This is a genomic window from Microcoleus sp. BROC3 (assembly GCF_036702515.1).
GTDB lineage: Bacteria > Cyanobacteriota > Cyanobacteriia > Cyanobacteriales > Microcoleaceae > Microcoleus.
Genome location: NZ_JAUBTQ010000040.1, coordinates 15,454 through 35,814 on the forward strand (window position 1 = coordinate 15,454; position 20,361 = coordinate 35,814).

Consider the following 20,361-nt stretch of genomic DNA (forward strand, 5'->3'; position numbering starts at 1 on the left):
TCTCCAATTGCTGGTTAGAACCGATTCTTATATTAAAATGCCACAATTTGAGGGTAAATGTAGCAAGATTAACATAAAATTTTACAAAAATTTGTAGGATAAAATTTTGAGTTTGCTGGCGGTGGGTATCGGGATCGATGGTTGCCGAGCTAATTATTGCCAGACGCCGGAAAAGATATTTTTGACTGCGATCGCAATTCGATTTAAGTCTTCTTTCAGCAGCGGCGGCCAAGAAACTCCTCTGCGCAGTCCAGCTTCAAATTGCAGTAAACTTTCTACTGACAGTAAATGCAGTGCCGAGATTAATTGTCGGTCGAGCATTGGAGATTCTTGCAGGCCCTCAAACAATATTTTTAAAGCTAATAAAATCGATGTCACTTGTCCCGGTACGGGCGGCTGACCTTGTTTGAGACGCATCAGGAAGGCGTCGGGATTTTTCTTGGTTTCGAGGGCGGTTCCTTGGTCGATCAGAAAACTGCGGGCTGTTTTGTAATCCATTTGACGTGCGATCGATCTCTTGCAATTAATTAGCTGGCATTATATCACTTTTTGTCTCGCTCAATTTGGTAATATATTTCGATACAGGCTAAACTACAGCTACTCGTGAGGTGCGCCAGCCCTGTACCCGAAAGTTAATCGTAACGTCGCATTGTCCTGTACCGTACAGCTCTCGTAAGGTGCGCCGAAGACCACCCTACAGCTACTCTTGGTAAAGCCAAGCGTATCTAAATTTTACAGTCAAGTTTGATGAATTTTTTGTGGGATAGGTTCTCATAACCCGCCCAAAAATATAACTTAGATGCCCAACAGCTTAGTTATGAATAGGTTTTACAAAACGGAAAAATAAAACAATGGAAAAACGGCATGGAAAGAGCATAAAATCAAAAATTTACCGCTACTTGTGGCTGCTTTTTTTGTGTGTGAGCTTTCTGTTAGTTCCGCTCATCAAAAAAATCGCTGCCGATACGCCATTTCCCCCACCCGCTCCTATTGAAAATAATGCTACTTTTGGAGCAAGGATTCAAAGGACAATGGGGCTACTTGCGGCTAGCACTCCAACAGAACGCCGCCAAGTGCGTATCCTATTTTACGGTCAATCCATCACTCAGCAAGATTGGTGGCAAGATGTAGCGAAGGATTTGAAAGAGCGTTTTCCCAATGCAGATTTGATTGTGGAAAATCGGGCTATAGGAGGATTGTCAGCCCCGATTTTAATCCGTCCCAGCGAACATGATTTGTATCCTTTTTATCCTGATTTGCTAATTTTTCACGTCTACGGAGGCGGTGAAGATTACGAAGCCATAATTGCCAATGTCCGCAGCCGCACTGCTAGCGAAATACTCTTGCATTCAGACCACATCGACTGGATGCCGACAGGCAGCAGCGACGACCCAGAACAAGTAAACAGATACGAATGGCACAACACTCATTCTACTCAATGGCTGCCTGAGTTAGCCGATAAATACGGCTGCGAAATGGCAGAAATTCGCGAACCTTGGCGCAGGTATTTGAAAGATAATCGCTTGCAGCCCAAACAGCTATTGAGGGATGAAATTCACCTCAACGATTGGGGGAATTTTCTGCTAGCTGCTTTCATAAAACCGCACCTGCGATACAACCCAAATTCTCCTCCAGTGCCGCAGCAGGATTTAGTGAAAACCTATACCGTGGGCAGCGATGTTAAATGGCAAGATGGGAAGTTGATTTTAGAATTTGAAGGAAATAGAATAGATGCGATCGCCGATAAAACCTTCAACGGCAACGCAATTTCTGCTAGAATTGCGATCGACGGCAAAAAACCCTCAGAATTTCCTGAACTTTACAGCATCACCAGACCTAGCGTTAGTCTTGGCGTCGCTTGGCCGGCTATTCTCCAAGTATCCAGCCAAAAACCGCTAATCGTCGAAGATTGGAAAGCCGTAATTACTGAGATTAACAGCGACGCCAGCAAGTTTAAATTTGACGTTGTAGGTTCTAAAACAGGTTATGACGGCAGCGGTACAAACGACGAACTTTTTATCTCAAACTCTGGCCGCGTCGTGATTGAAGCGAGAAACTGGTGGCTGAAAAATGCCTATGAATACTCTAAAAAACAGACGCCTCCAGGCTTTGAGATTTCCTGGCAGGTGCGGCCGATGTTTGTTGATTCATACGTTCCGCCAAAGATTGCAGATTCAAGCCGCGAATACCCTACAACATTAGCTCAGAATTTGAGCAACTCCAAACACACCCTCGAAATCGTCCCCGAAACAGATGGGAAATTTCCAATTAAAGCAATTCGAGTGTATCGCCCTCCTTTCTCCAATCTAAAGTCTCAAGTTGAAAGTTTTAAACCGCAGATATCAGCGGATGAAGACGGATGAACGCTGATGCAATTTTATCAGCGTTCATCCGCGTTCATCTGCGGTTTAAAAAATATTCATGTTATTTTATAGCAATCCTGGTGGCACTCGGGTTGATGATTGTTCAAACCCTTAATATTTAAAAATATTGACTCCTGACTCCTGCTATAATCGCCAAGATTATCAACTTCTCGGAATCCCAAACTCGTGAAACATCAACAGCGATAAAAACAAATCCGCGACAAAAATAAACACCCAAGAAGTCACCACCGCCGCCGTTGCAGCTTGGCCTACTCCTTTACCTCCGCCCGTCGTCGTCAACCCCCAACCGCAACCGACAAGGGCAATTATTAACCCAAAAATAAAACTCTTAATCGCCACATTTACTAAATCCCAAGGCCCCAAAAAAGTCCGCACCGATTCCAAAAATACCGACGGTTCCAACTCATAAAAATTAACCGCCACAAACAGCCCCCCCAAAATGCCCACTGCTACCGCAAAAATTGTTAAAATAGGCAGCATGATGCAGCAAGCTATCACCCTCGGCACTACTAAATAATCAACCGGATTTGTTCTCAACATATACAGGGCGTCTATTTGTTCTGTCACCTGCATTTCTCCTATCTCCGCCGCAAAGGCCGAACCTACTTGTCCCGCCACCACGCCGGCCGTTAAAAGTGGTGCTAATTCGCCGCAAAATGCCATAGCAAAAGCACCTCCCACCGCCCCAACTGCCCCAAAGCGAATCAATTCTCTGGCCGATTGAAAGGTAAAAATCATGCCGCCAAAAAAGGCTATTAGCAGTACGGAACGCAAAGAATCCAGGCCTACTGTTACTAAATGTTCCATGATTTTGCTGCGGTCAATTTTGCCTTGGAGTATGCGCAGCAGCACTTGGCCGCCCAGGAACAGCGTCACTAAAAACCGCTGAAACCACCTGTTATTAAAGGTTTCATCTAAAGGTCGATCGTATTCTCGGTATTTTTTAACCAATGACTGAGGGCTCGCGATTAATTGCAAACAGGGCGAATCACTGCCACCTACTGATGTTCGGCAATCCTACAGCAATTATTGCACGATTTGTCAACATATATTTTCAGTCTGCTTGCCCTGCGCTTGGTGCGCTATACCTTTTTAGATTTTAGATTGGCACTAATTGATTCTGTGGTAATCATCACTCATTTCCAAATCGAAAATCTAAAATCTAAAATATTATGACTACTCGGCAAGCAACAAGTCGATCAACTTATCCAACTCTTCATTATATTTTTCGGCTTGATCCTTGCCAATTCTCAGCAGTTCCGATATCTTCTCTTCCGAGGCATCATCAATCGGCAGGGGTTGTTCGCGGTTCAAATCTGGACTAATTCTCAAATATTGATTCGGTCTTTCAACCGCATCATAAATTTGGATTATTTGATAATTTACAGTTTCAGCAACTCCCGTCATCATGATATTAATTAAAGGCTCAACCCACTCAACTTGACCCCAATTTTTTACTTCTTCATAGGGGAATTTTTTCTGAGCTTCTCCCGTCCCCAGCGATAAAATTACCATATCTTTTGCTGTCGGGCCTTTGTCGGGGCGATCGTCGGGAATTCGGAATTTATTTCTAACTTCTGCATAGGCACAAAGTGCCGGATTGTTTGCGAATACTCCCCCGTCAATTAAAGCGTAGCGTTCGTTAGTCAAAGAGTAGATTTTTGGAACTTCAAAATAAGAGGGAGCGGCAGATGTGGCTCTGGCTATATCTCTGATAAAATAGTCTTCGGCTGGATATTGTTGAGCATCTATTTGATCGAAAAAGTGAGCTTTTCTTCTTTCGATGTCGTAACTGGAAATTAAACAAGGTTTTAGCAGTTCGCTGAGTTTGCAATCTCTAAAGTTTTCCAAAAATAATTTTTCTAAGCGATCGCTCGCATATTTCTCATCTATCAAACCGTCTATAGATCTGAGTTTTTGCCAAAATGAACTCTTAAAAACGTCGCGGCCGCTCTTAATCGAAAAATTAACAGCGTCTTGGGCAGACCACCGAGGTCTGGTGGGATTTTCAGGATCGGGACACAAATAGATGCAAGTTAAAATTCCTCCCGCACTCGTGCCGGCGATTAAATCAAAATAGTCAGCTATTCTCGCATCTGGGTTGCCACTTTTCTGTTGCAGCTTTGACTCAATGCTAACTCCAACTTGCGCGGGGATAATTCCTCTAATTCCGCCTCCATCTATGGATAAAATCCTGGTATATTTAGCCATAATTGTTGTCTATTCTGGATGTTTGCTCGTTTCCTGATTTCAAATCCCTAAGCCTCGGAATTCATGCACCGCTCAATCTCTACTCTCAAATCTCAAATCTAAATTTAATTGGCGGGCTGCGATCGTATACCGAAAAATGTATTCTACAATTTCTACGTAATTGTAGGCGGCGGCTGGCGAGTCTCCCCAGACTGTGATGCCGTGATCGCGAATTAACAAAGCGGGTACAGAGGGCGCACAAATGGCAAATAATTTGCAAATTTCCTTGGCTATCTTAGGGACTTCTAAATAATTTGTAAAGAGGGGTATCGACACCTGCGGGTTTTCCTCCCATACCCCCAAACCTTTGAGCATTTCGATCGCCGGTAAAGGCACTGCATCTCCTGCTGTTAGCCGAGAAACTAAATTTGCCTCGATGGAGTGCACGTGATAGCAAGCTTTAGCGTCTGGAAAACAATTGTAAACGGCTAAATGAATGCTGGTTTCTGCCGAAGGGCGGCTGTCGGCAACAGGTTGCTCGACAATTGCGCCGTCTGAGCTCATTCTGATAAAATCTGCTTCAGTTAACTGCCCTTTCGCGCGGCCGCTAGCAGTAATCCAAAAACTGCCATCTGGTAAGCGGGCTGAAAGATTGCCAGCAGTACCAACCATCCAACCGCGATCGTAAAAATGTTTGGCTGCTGCAATTAAATCCGATCTCAAATCGCCACTCATTCTTTACAAATCCTCAGCTTTTAATCTACTTTTTACGTTAATAGGAATTGCGCTGGCCTATCTAAACGTAGGGTAATCCGTGCACACCTTATATCAAATTCGGTCGCATCGGACTTATCTGCACGGGGGCGGGTTTATTATATTGTTTATTATGGGCAATTATTGTTGGTGAACCCGCCCCTACAAAATTTAACATCATACAATACCGATGCAAACGGAATTTATATTACCTGAGAAAGGCGATAGTTTCAATTCCATTTTTGGGACAAATTTTCCAACACATCAAAAAAATTATCCCATTTAGTATAAGGCTTTTGCTGTTCGTCTAGATACTGGGCAAGCCGATCGCGCGCAAACACCGACGAAGCCTGCAAAGCCATATTAAAATCCGTCAGCGAATCTCCGATTGCCACCTGTTCCTCGGCCGGGTGCTGCCCCATCACCCGCACCTTAGACACCAATTCCTCATCTCCTTCAAACTTAGAATTGACTTGCAAGCGAGGGCCGCTAGCGTCCACATCCACAGCGTAAATAACGCTCGCCCGGTGTACCAAATCGCCCATTACCGTCTCTACCATGACCCGAAGACCGCCGGAAACGATCGCAAAATCTACCTTTTTCTCGTCCAAAAAATCCAGCAATTCCAACAATCCCGGCCGCATCAGCCTTCCCCTAGAAAATTCCACAATTTCCCCGTAACGTTTTGAGGGAATAGACTCTAGTAACTGCCGCACTCCCGATCGCAAACTCAGCCTTCTAGCGTATATTTCAGGCATCAGTTGAGACGACAGTTCCGGTGCGAAATGCTTGAGCATTGCCACAAAAGTTTCTTCAACAGTTATCGTCCCGTCAAAGTCGCAGAATACCACCCGTTGCTGATTGTTCGGGATTGAAGATTTTTGCTTGTCATCGGTCATTGTCAGTCGCACCTTTCGAGAACGGGAAAAGTTTACACAATTCATCGTACACTGTCGAGCGACTGAGCGCGACGGCCAACAACTAATAGCGACGCGCTGTTTGTTGGCAATTGCCCGCAGGATTTTATGCAGATTCTTCGAGAGAATCGTCGTCGAGAGAATCGTCGTCGAGAGAATCGTCGTCGAGAGAATCGTCGTCGAGAGAATCTTCGAGGAATGCTTCTACATCCTGCTTTTGGTTTTTTGTCTTTTGAGGGTTAGACTTAGCCGGCAAACAGATTAAATTATCATCCTCAGTATTAATCAAACCTTTCGAGCGCAACTTACCCATCAGCCGCGTCACCGTCACCCGCGTTGAGCCGATTGCGCTGCCAATTTGAGCGTGAGTCAATGTCCAAGGCAGCCGGTAGCCCCGAACCACCTCCGGTTCGTCCTCACCTACGTAAGGTTCGCCGAACTCTTCGATCAACAAAGTGAGAAATCCCAGCAGTCGGTCGATCGTCCGGCGCTGCCCCAAAGTGCTCAGCCAGAGAAGTTTCCGCTGGTGCTGGTAGCGAAACGCATCTAAAATTTCCCTGCGAAAGTGAGGCCAATTATCCAAGTCGTGCCAGTACATCCACACTACGTGAGTTTGATCGGCATGGGCGTAAGCTTGGAGAGTAAACGGAGACTGAGCGACCAGTTCAAAGGGCTGACCAGCGCCGACGAAGCCCAAAAAAGCTTCTTCTGTAGTTTTGTCAGCGGATTTTGACTTCGCCGCTGCGGCGCTAACTTGAGCGCTGCCTACGAGCCGCACAGAACCTTTCTGGACTAAATACAGGAGTCCGGGTCTGGCGGGAATCCGCTCGTCTTTGCTAAAAGTCCGGCAGCGGTAGTGTTCCTGGGCCCAGTCGATAATTCGCTGCCAAGTGATAAACGGTCGATCGATAGTCTCTACAGGTGTGGAAGTTGATTGCATAAGTGAGGCTCTGGGATATATTTAAGAGTGAGAAAAACAGCTTCTGCCAGCAGTGCGATACAAAGTGAGACAACCAACCCCCGATCGAGCTTGCACGCTTCTTAACTGTGCTGATTTTTCTTAGTTTTACCGAAACATTCAATGTAGCAAAAAATACATCAAAATGGTATAGATCGGCAAAAAATTTGTCGTAAATTTATTGTAAAATTTAGCCCAAAAATCGCTATAAAGCAGATTCATTCGATGTAGCCCCGCCCGAGGGAGTCGATCGACTATCTCTGACATCAGCAGTTTAACGTACAACAACAGTGCAAGCGGTAACAGTCAACAGTCCCTGTTGCCACAGGATCGGCCGATATGGATACAGCAAATATCTCGCAGTGCCCAGAACTTACAGTGAAGTGTTTCTTGCTTTCAAGGTTCCAAAGCGCGATCGCCCAGCAAGAGACACTAGGGAAAATTCCGTTAAATCTCATAGGTGGCACCATTCTCAAGAACAGGCAAGATGCCCGTGAAGCGAGAGATGAATTTTCTTGTGGAACAGGCAAGATGCCTGTTCCTAAACAAGTAATTGAGAATGGTGCAATATTTCCGTTAAATCGGAGTAAAGATAGCGCGCGGGTGCTGTACGTGTCTGCGATCGCCCTGAAATTGGCTAAAACTTGGCAGCAGACACCGCAGACAATCGCGGCACAGTTGGCCGAAACTCTCAAACCGCTGTGCTACCCAGATTTCGCCGTTAAAGTCGCGCCGGCGGGAATTATTGAGTTGGAGTTGACTGATGCAGGTTTAGCCGTCTGGTTGCAGCGTTTAGCTCAAACGAACCTCCCAGTTCCAGAATCTAGAATATTATCTCCTGTTGTGTCAGCCGATCGGCTGTTTCCCATTCAGTACAGCCACGCGCGCTGCTGTTCCCTGCTGCGAATGGCCCACCGCGATCGGATAATTGCGATCGCCCAGCCCGATGTCACTAGAGCACCGCAAATTTGGTCGCTGGCGAGTCCAAATCCTATCCCTTGGATTGATGAGGGCGATCGACTGCGGTTACTGCATCCAGCAGAACGCAGTTTAATATCGCAACTGTTAACAGTGTTAGATAATTTATCTCCTAATTTTGAGGTAAAAAAACTCGAAAAACCTGTCAATTATTTTAAATTAGCCAATGATTTGAGCGAAGCCTTTCAGATTTTTTACAGCCAGTGCCGAATTTGGGGAGAAGTTAAAATAGAACAGCCAAAACTCGCCCAAGCCCGATTGGGTTTAATCTTAGCAACTCAATCTTTGTTGCGCTCGCTGCTCGAAAATTTCTTTAACGCTATTGCTCCTTTAGAGCTTTGAATTAGTCAGAATAAAAAAACACTAGGCAATCGGGAAGAGAGGATCTGACTGTATTTTGGGCGCTGGTTTCGGACAATTTTAATTTTTGAAATCGCACTGCTCAATGTGTTCTTTATTGCCAGTTTAAAGGAATTTCCCACAAATCTCGATAACCCGTAACTCTTTGACCGAGCAATAGCAGCAGGGCGATGCAGTTTAAAACTGTGTGAAGTTTTCGCCAGCGGTGCGATCTATGCCGATCAATTTCCGGCGTAATTGCCCAGAAAAAACCATTTACAGTGCCGCCGTAATGCCACAATAAAAATGAGAAACCAGCCATTCATCATCCCTGCGAAAAATCGCCTCTTGAAATCCCAAAACTACCAAACCGACACCAGTCAAAGCGGGAAATACTCCCCGCCAAAGTTTCTCTCTTGCTTGAGACAAAAATCCTAAACAAGCAATTGTCTCGGCAAACATTAGTATAATGAAAGCCACTTGCAGCGGCGATTTGCTCCACAACTCCTTCTCCACAATACTGTTAAAATAAATAGAGTAGGCAAGGGCAATTAAGGTAATTTATACGATCGCACCAGTGAGCAATCTGCCCAATTTTAGGTGTTCCGGGCCGACAACCGGGGGAATTTTGCTTTTGCTACCGTCAGCGGTTTGCAGCCGCTGGCGAGTCTGCCACGCGCCATTCACAACAGTGCCAATAATTGGGAACACTACTGCTACTGCGAGGGCTGAATGGACGAGTGCCATTACATCTTCAAGTTCCAGATTGAATTGCTTTTTTATAATGCCTACTATAGTTTAATGCGTTGCAGGGGAAACTCGATCGCTGCTAACTTCTGCGATCGGCAATGTTACTGTAAATTTGCTACCGACTCCTTCGGTACTGGTAAATGTAATATCGCCACCATGCAAATCAACGCATTTTTTGACAATGCTCAGCCCTAGTCCAGTACCGGGAATTCTAGTGACATTTTTAGCCCGGTAAAAAAACTCAAATAGCCGTTTTTGGTCTTCAGCAGGAATACCAATGCCTGCGTCTTCTACCGAGAAAACTACCTCGGTTTCGGTGACTTTTAGTTCAAGAGTTACTTGAGTATTTGGGAGGGAATACTTAATAGCATTAGACACCAAATTTATCAAAATCCGCCGGAGCAAGCTTGCCTCCAAACACGCAGTCGCAGAGGGGCTGTGATTGACAAAAATCAGCGCCACCTGAGAATTTTCAGGTTTCAATTTCTGGCTGTTCTGAAACTCTTCTACTATCTGATTGCAAAAGCTTCCTAAGTCTAGCGGGATTATGCAAAACGCCACTTTCCCTGACTCAACTCGGTTGATGAGCAGAACATCGTCTAATAACAAATCTATGCCTTTGGCTGCTGCTTGAGTTTTATCTATAAGTTCTTGTTTTTTATCCTCTGTTAATTTTAATTTGTACTTACTAAGAAGTTGTGTAGTACCAATGATGAAGTTCAAAGGATTGCGAACGTCATGGGATATCATGTACAATAAAGATGTTTTGCTCTCGTTAAGTTCTTGGGCTGTTTGCAGGGAGCGATCGAGTTGGTCGTGAGACAATTTTAGGGTTAAAGACAACTGCCGCGATCGCAACAAAATTTCCACCCGCGCTTGCAATTCTATCTTCTCAATCGGAGCTAGAATTAAATCATCTACTGTCTGCCAGAGAAATTGCGTTGCCATCCCCACATCCGACCGCGATGTAATTAAAAGAAAAGGCAGAGTGACCGGATGTTCGGCTTGTTTTTTTTCGGCCACCCACTGCCAGTGGCGTTTGAGGGCAAGACCGTCAATAATACCCATGCCAAAGGGTTGATTGAATTGCGACAAATCGTCAATTTCATTAGTTGAAGTGGGCAGCAATACCACGTAGTTAACTGCTAACCATTCTAACAAGAGGCGGCGATTTTCTTTTTGTTCGACAAGCAATAAAATTTGACTCACGGAGGTTCTCCTAGCAAGCTGTGAACAAGGCTCAGTAACTGTCTAACGGCCAAAGGTTTTATTAGTATACTGCGAGCACCGTGGCATAAGCTTTCCTGCTGAATCACAGCGCTTTGTTTGGGCGAAAGTATTAAAAAAGGGATTTGGTAACTGCGCAGTTGTTCGCAGCAATCCCAAATCCGGCGGTCGAAACCAGAAATATCTACTAAAGCTATCCCAATTTTATGAGGCTGGTCGATCGCCAGTGCAAACTCCTCAAAGCTGGAAGCCATCATCGTCTGGTATCCTTCTTTGTGCAGAAATTGCGACAGCAGTTCCAAATTGCGCTGGTTGCGGTCTACCGTCAGAATTGTTGAATTGCTAATCATTCATCGATTTTAGATTTTAGATTTTAGATTTTAGATTTTAGATTTTAGATTTTAGATAGAAGTATGGTGCTTGTGGGCGCACCATTCGCGTCAACTTAAGGTTAAACGTAGTATCTTCTGTTTGAATCACAATCACTTCGCTCCCCCCTACCCCCCTTAAAAATAGGGGGACAAGAGATATCAAAGCCCCCTTTTTAAGGGGGATGCGAGGGGGAGCGAGACTACGATACAAATGAGAAAAACAGATTGTACTAATAAATTAACATTAAATTCTTCAATAAACTAACTATTTCAAAATTAGCCGGGATTAGCAGCCCCAAAAAAGCAGAAATAGCCCCGCATCAATCTTCAGTTTCTACATCCATCCACAGCGGCGCAGCGCTCAAAATGCCGCGCAGTCCCCGTATTGGTTTGCTGACTTTGATACCGTAGCGAGTAATATCGAGTTCTCGCAAAGTTTTCTCGAAATTGCTGACTCGTTTTTTAATGACTCCGATCGCCTTGCAGATTTCTGTTCGAGTCGGCAACTGATGTTCCAGGTAGCGTATAAACACAAGATTATCCGCCAAATAGCTAATCCCGATCTCGGTCATGCGGAAATCTCCAGCAAGAGTTTCTATTTCATTAATGAGAATTACCGTAACTCCCATATTCTTCAAATATTTGCACAAAGCGTGCAAATTGCTAACCAAATCTTGCCCCCGCATCGAAAGCTGATAGCCAGAAATACTGTCAATCATCACAATCCGCGTCTGATGAGCCTCCACCTCTGTGCGTACCATATTGGCAAACTCATCAGGCGAGTACAGCAAAGGTTCGACAGGTATCACCGAAAGACTTTTTTGGTCGATCATCTGCTGAACCGGTATGTTAACTGATTCGCAGCGGTGCAGCAGAGTAGAAGTTGACTCCTCAAAAATGTAAACTACCGATCGCTCCCCCCTTGCGGCTGCTTCCTTCATAAACTGAATGCCCACCGTGGTTTTTCCCACACCGCTAGGCCCGCTAATCACCGACACAGTACCCCGTTCCAATCCACCGTGCAGCAGTTCGTCCATTTCTGGAATCCCCGAAGAAATCGCCTCGGCGATAAAATCCTGCTGATAACTGTCCGGCAGCAGTCGCGGAAATACCTGCATTCCAGTCTCAGTCAAACGCAGCGAATGGCGGCCATCCCGGAAATTGGAACCCCGAAGCTTGGTGACAGACAGGGTGCGCCCTTCAGGCAGCAGTTCTAAATAAATTACTCCGTCGCTGATGAATTGTAAATCATCATCGGGAGCACTTAATGTGCCTTCGGAGGTGAACACTACCGTCGCCCCCCCTTCTACTAAAAAGCGCAGAAAAGAGAGAACTTGTTTGCGGAATTGGAACTCGTCTGTGGCTAAGTAGCGGAATTGAGTAATCGCATCCAAAAACACCCGCTGCGGTTTGACAGCTTGTACCTGTTCGATAATCTTTTGCGTAGTCGGTTCTCGTTCTACCTCGGAGGCGGAAAAAATGTCGTAGGTTTGAACTTTGGTAAAAAATTCTGAGGACGGGCTCAAATCGAGGAACGGCATCGCTTCGATGTCAAAACCGAGCCATTGGGCATTGGCGCGCAATTGCGCTTCCGGTTCTCCTAAAGTAATGAACAGCACCTTTTCTCCCAGAGCCACACCTGCGGCCAAAAAGTGAAAGCCCAGTGTAGTCTTGCCAGTACCCGGGCCGCCGCGCACCAGATAAGAGCGCTGAGGTATTAGGCCGCCGCCAATCACTTCGTTGAGACCGGTAATTCCTACTGATAATCGGTTTTCTGACATTTGTTTCTTCATGTTTACAATATCGCGCCCTTCTTAATATTTAATAGTTTTAGGCAGTCATTTGATTATTTGTTTTACCGGGCGTCTGATAACCTGAATGAAATTTTTTTCTACCGAAAATTACGTTAGCACACAAGAATTAGAAAGCATTGTCGGCACTTCTGGCATCTGCCTGTGGCAAGATACAGAGCCATTTTGGCAAGAACGGATACAAAAAGCTGTTGCCGCCGACAGGAAAGTAGATTGTACCCTTTATCCGAATACTCAGGAAGAACTGGCGGCTGTCATTGCTTGGGCTGCGCAAAATCGATGTGCCGTCTTGTCTTGTGGCAGCGGCAGCAAACTTGATTGGGGCGGTTTAGTTAAATTAGACTCCCCTAGGGAGAATTCACTCCAAGTGGGTCTTTTTAAGGGAGATTTAGGGGGTTCTCCTAATGCAGCGGGGCTTGTGGCTGTCAGCACTTCGCGCCTCAATCGACTTGTACAACACGCTGTGGGCGATTTAACGGTGACTGCGGAAGCCGGGATGAAGTTTGCCGACGTGCAGAAAATTTTAGCCGGAGCAAATCAATTTTTGGCAATCGACCCAGCATATCCACAAGAAGCAACCTTGGGCGGCATTGTCGCTGCTGCTGACGCGGGTTCCCTGCGCCACCGCTATCGGGGCGTTCGCGATATGCTGTTGGGAATTAGCTTTGTGCGATCGGACGGTAAAATTGCTGTAGCCGGAGGTCGAGTTGTTAAAAATGTGGCCGGCTACGATTTGATGAAACTGTTTACCGGTGCTTACGGCACATTGGGCGTCATCAGTCAAGTAACTTTCCGAGTTTATCCGCTGCCTGAAGCATCAGGAACCGTAGTGCTGGCAGGAGAAACTAACGCTTTAGCTCAAGCAACTCAAATCTTATTGTCTTCTGCTTTGGCTCCGACAGCCGTTGATTTGCTGTCACCTGAATTAGTCGCAAAATTAGGCTTAGGAAAGGGCACGGGATTAATCGTCAGATTTCAAAGTATCGCAGAAAGTGTTAAACAACAATCAGCCCGCTTACTGGAAGTTGCCGAAAAGTTGGGTTTGCAAGGCACTAGCTGCTGCGAAAATGATGAGCATCAGTTATGGCAAAGATTGCCAGAAACAATGTGGGATTCTGGCACAAAGTCGGCAATTATTTGCAAAATAGGAATCAGACCGTCGGAAGCTGTAACGGCAATTAACGAATTGCCGGTACAGGACGCTTTGATTCATGCAGGTAGCGGTTTGGGGGTTTTGCGGTTTGAGAATGCGACGGCCCAAACGCTGTTGCAGGTACGCAGGGGGTGCGAAGCGAAAGGCGGTTTTCTGACTGTTTTAGCAGCGCCGACCGACATCAAGCAGCAGTTAGATGTTTGGGGTTATACTGGAAGTGCGATCGCTTTAATGCAGCGGATTAAACAGCAGTTTGACCCGGAAAATCTTTTGAGTCCCCATCGTTTTATCAGCGGTATTTAGTTTAAAGTTTCTAGTAAGGAGTTCAGTTTTTATTGAATCCCGGTCTAATTCATTTGTCAACTAGATTTTTTTTACGAACCGCGAAGGCGCGAAGACCGCGAAGGAAGAGAAATGAAGGGAAGTGTTTGTTTGACGGATTTAGGCTTGCTATGAATAGCAACCGCGCCCGACGTTTAGGATGTTCTTAATTGCTGAAACATAGGCAGTCGATTGCTTCTAACTTCTCGACTGGATAACCAGGCTTTATTCCTTTTTCCTTGTTCTTTCTTTCTGTCATATATGCAAACTTCAGAAAAATCTCAAGTTCCCAGCGACGATTTAAGACCAGCCAAAGAAAGCAATTTTTTAGCACAAAATCCCCACTTAGAAACCCTTGAAATCCCAGGTTTCGACGCCAAAAATCCGCCAGAGCCGAAATTAATCGATACTTGCGTGCACTGCGGCTTTTGCTTGTCAACTTGTCCGAGTTATCGCGTACTCGGCAAAGAAATGGATTCCCCCAGAGGCCGCATTTATTTAATGGATGCAATTAACGAAGGCGACGCACCTTTAAACAAAGCAACCTCGCAGCATTTCGATACTTGTTTGGGCTGTTTAGCCTGCGTTACAGCTTGTCCGTCAGGAGTTCAATACGACAAATTAATTTCTGCAACTCGCCACCAAGTTGCCAGAAATCAGGAACGCACTTTTTCCGATAATGTAATTCGCACTCTGATTTTTAATCTCTTCCCTTATCCTCACAGATTGCGGCCTTTACTTGTACCCCTGTTTATTTATCAAAAATTAGGACTGCCAAAACTTGTCCGCAAAACAGGTTTGCTGAAAAAAGTATTTCCCCGCTTGGCGGCGATGGAATCAATTTTGCCGAAAGTTACTGTTGATTCTTTCCGGGATAATTTGCCTGAGGTAATTCCGGCACAAGGGGAGAAACGCTATCGAGTCGGCGTGATTTTAGGCTGCGTCCAGCGGCTGTTATTTTCGCCAGTTAATGAGGCTACGGTGCGAGTTTTGACGGCTAACGGTTGTGAGGTTGTGATTCCTAAAAGTCAGGGATGCTGTGCTGCATTGCCGGAACACCAAGGGCAAGCGGAACAGGCGAAATCTTTGGCGAGACAAATGATTGATAGCTTTGAAAATACTGGCGTTGATGTGGTGATAATCAACGCTGCTGGGTGCGGTCACACTTTGAAAGAATACGGTCACATTTTAGCAGATGACCCGGATTATCGGGAGAAAGCTGAGAAATTTGCTGCTAATGTGAAGGACGTGCAGGAGTTTTTGGCAAGTGCGGGAATTACGGCGAAACTCCATCCTTTGATTGAGGGAGATTTAACAATTGTTTATCAGGATGCGTGTCATTTGTTGCACGGGCAAAAGATTAGTTTGCAGCCGCGTCAGTTGCTGCAACAAATCCCTGGGGTGAAGTTAAAAGAACCGATTGATGCGGCTTTGTGCTGCGGCAGTGCGGGGGTTTACAATATGCTTCAGCCGGAGATTGCTGATGAATTGGGAGTGCAAAAGGTGGAGAATTTGCTGAATACTGGGGCGGAGTTGATTGCTTCTTCTAATCCGGGTTGTTCTTTGCAAATTAAGAAGCATTTGGAGTTGCAGGGAAAGGAAGTTACTTTAATGCACCCAATTGAGCTTTTGGATTATTCGATTCGCGGGGTGAAGTTGCTGAGGAAGTAGTTTTGTAGGGCGGGCGGTGTCCGCCCTATTTTCGATGCTGAGTGAGATGTTTTTTAAAGAACAGCAGAAATTCACAGGCGGGACGCCTGTTCCACAGAGGGGGCAGAAGAATGAGAAAGAGGAATAGGTTATTCTTTTGAGAAAGGTCGTGAAGCGTAGCTATCCCGCAGGGCATCGTACTTCTCACATTTCTCACAAGCTAAAATTAAATTCAACAGTTATTCACGCCGGACAACAGTTATGGTAACTCAAGTCAAGTCTCCTCAAAAACCTGATGTAATTTACCCCGACAGCGACGGCCAACCAATGTCTGACAATACCAAACAATTTCGCTGGATACTCATCATCCAACAAAATTTAGCGTGGCTTTTTGGCGATGACCCGAATGTATTTGTCGCGGGCGATTTGCTGTGGTATCCCGTCGAAGGAGATAACAAGATTCGCGTCGGCCCGGATGTGATGGTAGTCTTCGGCAGACCGAAAGGAGATAGGGGTTCTTACAAGCAGTGGGAAGAAGAAAATATCGCGCCGCAAGTAGTGTTTGAAATTCTTTCTCCCGGTAAAAGGCTAACAGAAATGAATAAAAAACAGGTATTTTACGATCGCCACGGGGTAGAGGAATATTACCTGTACGACCCGGAACGCAACGATTTTAGCGGTTGGATGCGTTCACAGGGGCGTTTGGACGTAATTGATGCGATCGAAAATTGGGTCAGCCCCCGACTGGGAATTCGCTTTGATTTGTCGGGTGAAGAGTTGCAAATTTATCGCCCTGACGGCGAACCGTTTGCAAGTTATGAGGAGGTTTCTCGCAGCTTGGAACAAGCCGAACAGCGCGCAGAACAAGCCGAACAGCGGGCAGAACAAGCCGAACAGCGGGCTGCTTTACTGGCAGAAAGACTGCGATCGATGGGAATTGACCCGGAACAATTGTAAACTAGACTGGGGAAAAGAGCGATCGGGCTACATTAAGCCGTAAGCCGCGGACCGCGCACCCTCATAATTAATATCAAACCCCGTTAATTTCACATTATATTTGTAAGGACGCGGCATTGCCGTGTCCCTACCCGTAGGTTATTTTTCCCCCTCTTCCAACCTCAAAAAATGCACTTGTCCTGAAGCTTCCGCCGCCACAATTGTCACTCCATCCGGTGCAATAGCACAAGATTTCAAAGCACTATCTCCCCTGAAACTAGCAATTACTTCTCGACTTAACAAATCCCAAACTTTTAGAGTATTGTCATCCGAAACAGAAATCACCTTATTTCCCACAGTCGCCACAGATGTTACGGCATCGTCATGACCTACCAAAGTAAAAATTTCTTTTCTACTTGACAAATTCCAAACTTTCAGATGGTTTTCCCGCCCGCCAGAAATCGCCCATTTGCCATCTGCCGTAACTGCCACAGCATTCACAAAACTCTCATGACCTTTGAGAGTGAAAAGTAGATTTTTGACGGCTAAATTCCAGAAATGTGCCAAAATATTCTTTTCTTTCCCCAAACTCCAAACTTTCAGAGTTTTGTCGCCGGAAGCCGAAATAATCCGCTTGCTGTCGGGAGTAACTGCCACAGCTTTTATCCCGTCCTCGTGACCTAAAAAAGTAAAAACTTCCTCTCCTGTTTCTAAACTCCAAACTTTAATAGTTTTGTCTCCAGAACCCGAAATTGCCATCGTTCCGTCGGCAGTCACTGCCACAGAATTCACCCAGTCTGTATGACCCGTGAAAGTAAATATTTCGTGTCCGGTTTCTAGATTCCAAACTTTCACAGTTTTGTCGCCGGAACCCGAAACTACTCGCTGGCTATCTGCTGTTATGGCGATCGCTTTTACCCAATCTTTATGACCGGGAATAGTAAAAATTTCCTGTCCGTTTTCAAGATTCCAGACTTTAATGCTGTTGTCTCCAGAACCGGAAATCGCTTTAGTACCGTCCGCCGTCACTGCTACAGCATTTACCCAGTCATCGTGACCTGCAAATGATAAATTTTGTTTTCCTATTTCTAAGTGCCAAACTTTGAGAGTTTTGTCCGAGGAACCAGAAACTATCCGCTGGCCGTCGGGGGTAACAGCTACAGCATTCACGGGGGCGATGTGATTGGTAAAAGTGAAAAGTTCTTCTTTTGTTTCCAAATTCCACACTTTCAGCGTTTTGTCGCCTGCTGCCGAAATTACTCGTTTGCCGTCTGGACTGACGGCTACAGCTTGAACGAAACTGCTGTGTTTTCCTAAAGTAAAAAGTTGCTTTTTTTCGGATATACTCCAGACTTTAACAGTTCCGTCATAACTCCCGGAAATTATTTTTTCGCCGTCGGGAGTAACTGCTACACTTTTTACCCAGTCTGCATGACCTGTGAGAGTAAAAAGTTCTTTTCCCGTTTCTAGGTTCCAGACTTTAATGCTATTGTCACCCGACCCAGAAATCAACCGTTTGCCATCAGGAGTTACTGTTACGGACTGCACAAAACTGCTGTGACTTTTGAAGTTAAAGATTACTTCTGTGGTTCTCAAGTCCCAAACTTTAATACTGCCATCCCAAGAACCAGAAATTACTCGATTGCCTTCGGGAGTAACCGCTACAGCTTCTACGGCAAAAGTATCGCCGGCAAAGGTAAATATTTCTTGTCCAGTTTCTAAATCCCAAACTTTAATAGTATTGTCCCAAGAACCGGAAATTACTTTAGTGCCGTCGGGGGTGACAGCTACAGCATTGACGTAGGTAAGATGACCTTTGAGGGTGGAAAGTTCTTCTCCTGTTTCTAAGTGCCAAATTTTGAGAGTGTGGTCGGAGGAGGCAGAAATTGCCCGCTTGCCGTCGGGGGTGATTGCTACAGCTTGTACCCAATCTGTATGTCCGGTGAGGGTGCGTAGCAATCTCCCGCCGGGGGGAGTAAAGCTGGGGGTTAGTGGCTGCAGCCAGGTTTTTTTTTGGTGTTTTGCTTGTGCTAGCAGTGCTTGAATTTCTGGACTTTCAAAGCCCATCAAGCGCGCAATTAGTTGAGTGGCTAGTTGGGTGTTGTCTTTAGCTAGAATATGGGCAGACAGCCGAATTGCTTCTTGGATTAATTTGAGTTGGTCGGCTTTTTGGTCTGAGGTTATAATATCGGGACTTGTTGCTAAATCGTAATCTTCTATTAGCGCCTGTACTCCCGATGCTGACAGCTTGGCTTCAATAAAATTGTAATCTGTTAGTAAGCTGTATAATTTTTCTGAGTCTGAACTCGCTGCTAGCTGATTTGGCAGGATTCCCAGGTAGTGCGTCTTTTCTGCGGGCTGCATTTGCTCCAGCCCTTGTGTAAACTCGCTCATAAATTTACGGATGTCTTTTTTAAATGTATGCGATCGCTAGCTGCACCCTGCTGGAAACCCGATCGAGAATCTTTTCTCTTGATTTAGTTCTTGACTTAGCATGACATATTTCAATGCTATTTGCTACTAGGGTGCTGCCCTCGGTTTGGTGATGGTTCGATGAATTGTTCGTTTTTTAGTCTGAGTCTGCTTTGATAATTTTTAAGGAGTGCGATTCAAGTAAACTGCAGCCAATATAATTCAACTCAACAGCGCAAAATTTACCGATCGACAAAAGCTGACATATATCGTTGTTTTTCTTAACATAGCCGATCTTTGGGCGATGATTGTCGATCGATACTGTCAAAGCTAAAAATTTTGATGTGTCGCAATCCTATTTGATGTAGAAGGCTTTTTTTAACGCACAGGATGCCGGATGCTCTAATTTTCTAGTCAATAGGGCTATATCAACGAGACAGATGTCGGCTGGTTGGGCTTCGTACCTCAACCCCACCTGCAATCTGCTTCGCCCAAAGCTCTCGGAAAGTTTTTCAGGCGCGCCCCATTCCTTTAAAATATAGAATACGACTTGCACTCTTAAACCGGGTTTATAGAAAAAATCATTGGTTTGACCGCTAGGTACGCAGGAAGAAACCGGGTTTCTGACTCGATAGGGCGCAAGTCGCGATCGAAAATAGAGCAGTATTGAGTTTAGAGACAAATTTCATGGATGTTATCGAGTTTTTCGAGTTAAGTGCAGGCAAATGGTTTTCCCAGCGCACCGTACACAATCTCAATTCTGGGGAATTGCAGGCGGGTAAATCCGACCTCAAAATAGAAATACTGACGGCTAGCGATGCAGCAGTCGTCAAACTTTGCCAACAACACTCGATTAACCCAGCCTCAACTGGGCTAACCAGTCTTCGGGTTTCTTGGGACGGTATTCCCGATCGCAACCAAGCTAAACAAATCGGTTCTACAATATTAGCGATCGTACCCAATCCCGACAATCCCAGCGAAGGCAAAGTGTTGCAAGACAAGGGTAACGGCCGCTACGTGATGGGCAGCGACGATGTGCTGACATTGATTACAGAATCAGACACTCTCCATGCCGAAGAAAGGTTGTGGTATCTCATGCCTAACCTGCGGCTTCGGACTAGCGTTGTCAAGCAAGCTAACGGTACTGAACAAGCATCTTTTTGTTCGGAAATTCGGATGGGAGTAAGTCCGCAAAGTGAAAAGTGACAAAT

At 45.5% G+C, this 20,361-nt stretch carries 19 protein-coding genes; 6 read left to right on the forward strand and 13 right to left on the reverse strand.

Annotated features, from left to right (window positions below; translation table 11 throughout):
- Positions 1 to 153: 153 nt before the first annotated feature.
- Positions 154 to 498 (reverse strand): Dethiobiotin synthetase, encoded by a 345-nt coding sequence (locus tag QUB30_RS22995; RefSeq protein WP_333277670.1) that lies wholly within the window; start codon positions 496 to 498, stop codon positions 154 to 156.
- A 353-nt stretch (positions 499 to 851) separates the two neighbouring features.
- Here QUB30_RS22995 and QUB30_RS23000 point away from each other — a divergent pair, with 353 nt between their 5' ends.
- Entirely contained in the window at positions 852 to 2,363 is a 1,512-nt protein-coding gene (locus tag QUB30_RS23000; RefSeq protein WP_333337988.1) for an SGNH/GDSL hydrolase family protein, read from the forward strand.
- Positions 2,364 to 2,525: 162 nt separating this feature from the next.
- Here QUB30_RS23000 and QUB30_RS23005 read toward each other — a convergent pair whose 3' ends face one another.
- The 5 genes from QUB30_RS23005 to QUB30_RS23025 form a co-directional block, all read right to left on the reverse strand.
- Positions 2,526 to 3,335 carry an MlaE family lipid ABC transporter permease subunit gene (locus QUB30_RS23005; RefSeq protein WP_333337991.1) on the reverse strand — a complete coding sequence of 270 codons (810 nt, stop codon included), beginning with the start codon at positions 3,333 to 3,335 and terminating at the stop codon, positions 2,526 to 2,528.
- 225 nt (positions 3,336 to 3,560) lie between these two features.
- Positions 3,561 to 4,595 carry a patatin-like phospholipase family protein gene (locus tag QUB30_RS23010; protein WP_333337993.1) on the reverse strand — a complete coding sequence of 345 codons (1,035 nt, stop codon included), beginning with the start codon at positions 4,593 to 4,595 and terminating at the stop codon, positions 3,561 to 3,563.
- A gap of 72 nt (positions 4,596 to 4,667) precedes the next feature.
- Complete coding sequence (gene mtnB, locus QUB30_RS23015) at positions 4,668 to 5,309, reverse strand: methylthioribulose 1-phosphate dehydratase (RefSeq protein ID WP_333337996.1); 642 nt, start codon at positions 5,307 to 5,309, stop codon at positions 4,668 to 4,670.
- A gap of 248 nt (positions 5,310 to 5,557) precedes the next feature.
- Positions 5,558 to 6,226, reverse strand: coding sequence for an HAD-IB family phosphatase (locus QUB30_RS23020; RefSeq protein WP_333338086.1), 669 nt, complete (start codon positions 6,224 to 6,226; stop codon positions 5,558 to 5,560).
- A gap of 124 nt (positions 6,227 to 6,350) precedes the next feature.
- Entirely contained in the window at positions 6,351 to 7,184 is an 834-nt protein-coding gene (locus QUB30_RS23025; protein ID WP_445300534.1) for a Crp/Fnr family transcriptional regulator, read from the reverse strand.
- Positions 7,185 to 7,541: 357 nt separating this feature from the next.
- Between QUB30_RS23025 and QUB30_RS23030 the strand changes: the two genes are divergently transcribed.
- Positions 7,542 to 8,522, forward strand: a complete 981-nt coding sequence (locus QUB30_RS23030; protein WP_333337999.1) for a DALR anticodon-binding domain-containing protein — start codon at positions 7,542 to 7,544, stop codon at positions 8,520 to 8,522.
- A 112-nt stretch (positions 8,523 to 8,634) separates the two neighbouring features.
- On the opposite strand, the gene QUB30_RS23035 is transcribed toward QUB30_RS23030, so the two are convergent.
- From QUB30_RS23035 to QUB30_RS23060, 6 genes are all read right to left on the reverse strand, one after another.
- The gene (locus QUB30_RS23035; RefSeq protein WP_333338002.1) at positions 8,635 to 8,841 is read right to left on the reverse strand and encodes a DUF4079 family protein; all 207 of its coding nucleotides are present in this window, start codon (positions 8,839 to 8,841) and stop codon (positions 8,635 to 8,637) included.
- Complete coding sequence (locus QUB30_RS23040) at positions 8,796 to 8,999, reverse strand: hypothetical protein (RefSeq protein ID WP_333338004.1); 204 nt, start codon at positions 8,997 to 8,999, stop codon at positions 8,796 to 8,798. The genes QUB30_RS23035 and QUB30_RS23040 overlap by 46 nt, the downstream gene beginning before the upstream one ends.
- Positions 9,000 to 9,080: 81 nt before the next feature.
- Positions 9,081 to 9,266 (reverse strand): DUF4079 domain-containing protein, encoded by a 186-nt coding sequence (locus QUB30_RS23045; protein WP_333338007.1) that lies wholly within the window; start codon positions 9,264 to 9,266, stop codon positions 9,081 to 9,083.
- A 51-nt stretch (positions 9,267 to 9,317) separates the two neighbouring features.
- Entirely contained in the window at positions 9,318 to 10,478 is a 1,161-nt protein-coding gene (locus tag QUB30_RS23050) for an ATP-binding protein (RefSeq protein ID WP_333338009.1), read from the reverse strand.
- Complete coding sequence (locus tag QUB30_RS23055) at positions 10,475 to 10,846, reverse strand: response regulator (RefSeq protein WP_333338011.1); 372 nt, start codon at positions 10,844 to 10,846, stop codon at positions 10,475 to 10,477. The genes QUB30_RS23050 and QUB30_RS23055 overlap by 4 nt, the downstream gene beginning before the upstream one ends.
- A 341-nt stretch (positions 10,847 to 11,187) precedes the next feature.
- Complete coding sequence (locus tag QUB30_RS23060) at positions 11,188 to 12,648, reverse strand: ATPase domain-containing protein (protein WP_333338014.1); 1,461 nt, start codon at positions 12,646 to 12,648, stop codon at positions 11,188 to 11,190.
- A gap of 97 nt (positions 12,649 to 12,745) precedes the next feature.
- Here QUB30_RS23060 and QUB30_RS23065 point away from each other — a divergent pair, with 97 nt between their 5' ends.
- The 3 genes from QUB30_RS23065 (at position 12,746) to QUB30_RS23075 (ending at position 16,759) form a co-directional block, all read left to right on the forward strand.
- Positions 12,746 to 14,134, forward strand: a complete 1,389-nt coding sequence (locus QUB30_RS23065; protein ID WP_333338017.1) for an FAD-binding oxidoreductase — start codon at positions 12,746 to 12,748, stop codon at positions 14,132 to 14,134.
- A gap of 279 nt (positions 14,135 to 14,413) precedes the next feature.
- Positions 14,414 to 15,823, forward strand: coding sequence for a (Fe-S)-binding protein (locus QUB30_RS23070; RefSeq protein WP_333338020.1), 1,410 nt, complete (start codon positions 14,414 to 14,416; stop codon positions 15,821 to 15,823).
- Positions 15,824 to 16,063: 240 nt separating this feature from the next.
- Positions 16,064 to 16,759, forward strand: coding sequence for a Uma2 family endonuclease (locus QUB30_RS23075; protein ID WP_333338024.1), 696 nt, complete (start codon positions 16,064 to 16,066; stop codon positions 16,757 to 16,759).
- 138 nt (positions 16,760 to 16,897) lie between these two features.
- Here QUB30_RS23075 and QUB30_RS23080 read toward each other — a convergent pair whose 3' ends face one another.
- The gene (locus QUB30_RS23080) at positions 16,898 to 19,132 is read right to left on the reverse strand and encodes a hypothetical protein (RefSeq protein ID WP_333338026.1); all 2,235 of its coding nucleotides are present in this window, start codon (positions 19,130 to 19,132) and stop codon (positions 16,898 to 16,900) included.
- Between the two features lie 705 nt (positions 19,133 to 19,837).
- Here QUB30_RS23080 and QUB30_RS23085 point away from each other — a divergent pair.
- Entirely contained in the window at positions 19,838 to 20,356 is a 519-nt protein-coding gene (locus QUB30_RS23085) for a phycobiliprotein lyase (protein WP_333338028.1), read from the forward strand.
- Positions 20,357 to 20,361 lie beyond the last annotated feature (5 nt).

Excerpts from the sequence above, each read along its gene's own strand:
- QUB30_RS22995 (WP_333277670.1), bottom strand. The coding sequence starts at position 498 with ATGGATTACAAAACAGCCCGCAGTTTTCTGATCGACCAAGGAACCGCC.
- QUB30_RS23000 (WP_333337988.1), top strand. The coding sequence starts at position 852 with ATGGAAAAACGGCATGGAAAGAGCATAAAATCAAAAATTTACCGCTAC.
- QUB30_RS23010 (WP_333337993.1), bottom strand. The coding sequence starts at position 4,595 with ATGGCTAAATATACCAGGATTTTATCCATAGATGGAGGCGGAATTAGA.
- mtnB (WP_333337996.1), bottom strand. The coding sequence starts at position 5,309 with ATGAGTGGCGATTTGAGATCGGATTTAATTGCAGCAGCCAAACATTTT.
- QUB30_RS23020 (WP_333338086.1), bottom strand. The coding sequence starts at position 6,226 with ATGACCGATGACAAGCAAAAATCTTCAATCCCGAACAATCAGCAACGG.
- QUB30_RS23025 (WP_445300534.1), bottom strand. The coding sequence starts at position 7,184 with ATGCAATCAACTTCCACACCTGTAGAGACTATCGATCGACCGTTTATC.
- QUB30_RS23030 (WP_333337999.1), top strand. The coding sequence starts at position 7,542 with ATGGATACAGCAAATATCTCGCAGTGCCCAGAACTTACAGTGAAGTGT.
- QUB30_RS23035 (WP_333338002.1), bottom strand. The coding sequence starts at position 8,841 with ATGGCTGGTTTCTCATTTTTATTGTGGCATTACGGCGGCACTGTAAAT.
- QUB30_RS23045 (WP_333338007.1), bottom strand. The coding sequence starts at position 9,266 with ATGGCACTCGTCCATTCAGCCCTCGCAGTAGCAGTAGTGTTCCCAATT.
- QUB30_RS23055 (WP_333338011.1), bottom strand. The coding sequence starts at position 10,846 with ATGATTAGCAATTCAACAATTCTGACGGTAGACCGCAACCAGCGCAAT.
- QUB30_RS23060 (WP_333338014.1), bottom strand. The coding sequence starts at position 12,648 with ATGTCAGAAAACCGATTATCAGTAGGAATTACCGGTCTCAACGAAGTG.
- QUB30_RS23065 (WP_333338017.1), top strand. The coding sequence starts at position 12,746 with ATGAAATTTTTTTCTACCGAAAATTACGTTAGCACACAAGAATTAGAA.
- QUB30_RS23070 (WP_333338020.1), top strand. The coding sequence starts at position 14,414 with ATGCAAACTTCAGAAAAATCTCAAGTTCCCAGCGACGATTTAAGACCA.
- QUB30_RS23075 (WP_333338024.1), top strand. The coding sequence starts at position 16,064 with ATGGTAACTCAAGTCAAGTCTCCTCAAAAACCTGATGTAATTTACCCC.
- QUB30_RS23080 (WP_333338026.1), bottom strand. The coding sequence starts at position 19,132 with ATGAGCGAGTTTACACAAGGGCTGGAGCAAATGCAGCCCGCAGAAAAG.
- QUB30_RS23085 (WP_333338028.1), top strand. The coding sequence starts at position 19,838 with ATGGATGTTATCGAGTTTTTCGAGTTAAGTGCAGGCAAATGGTTTTCC.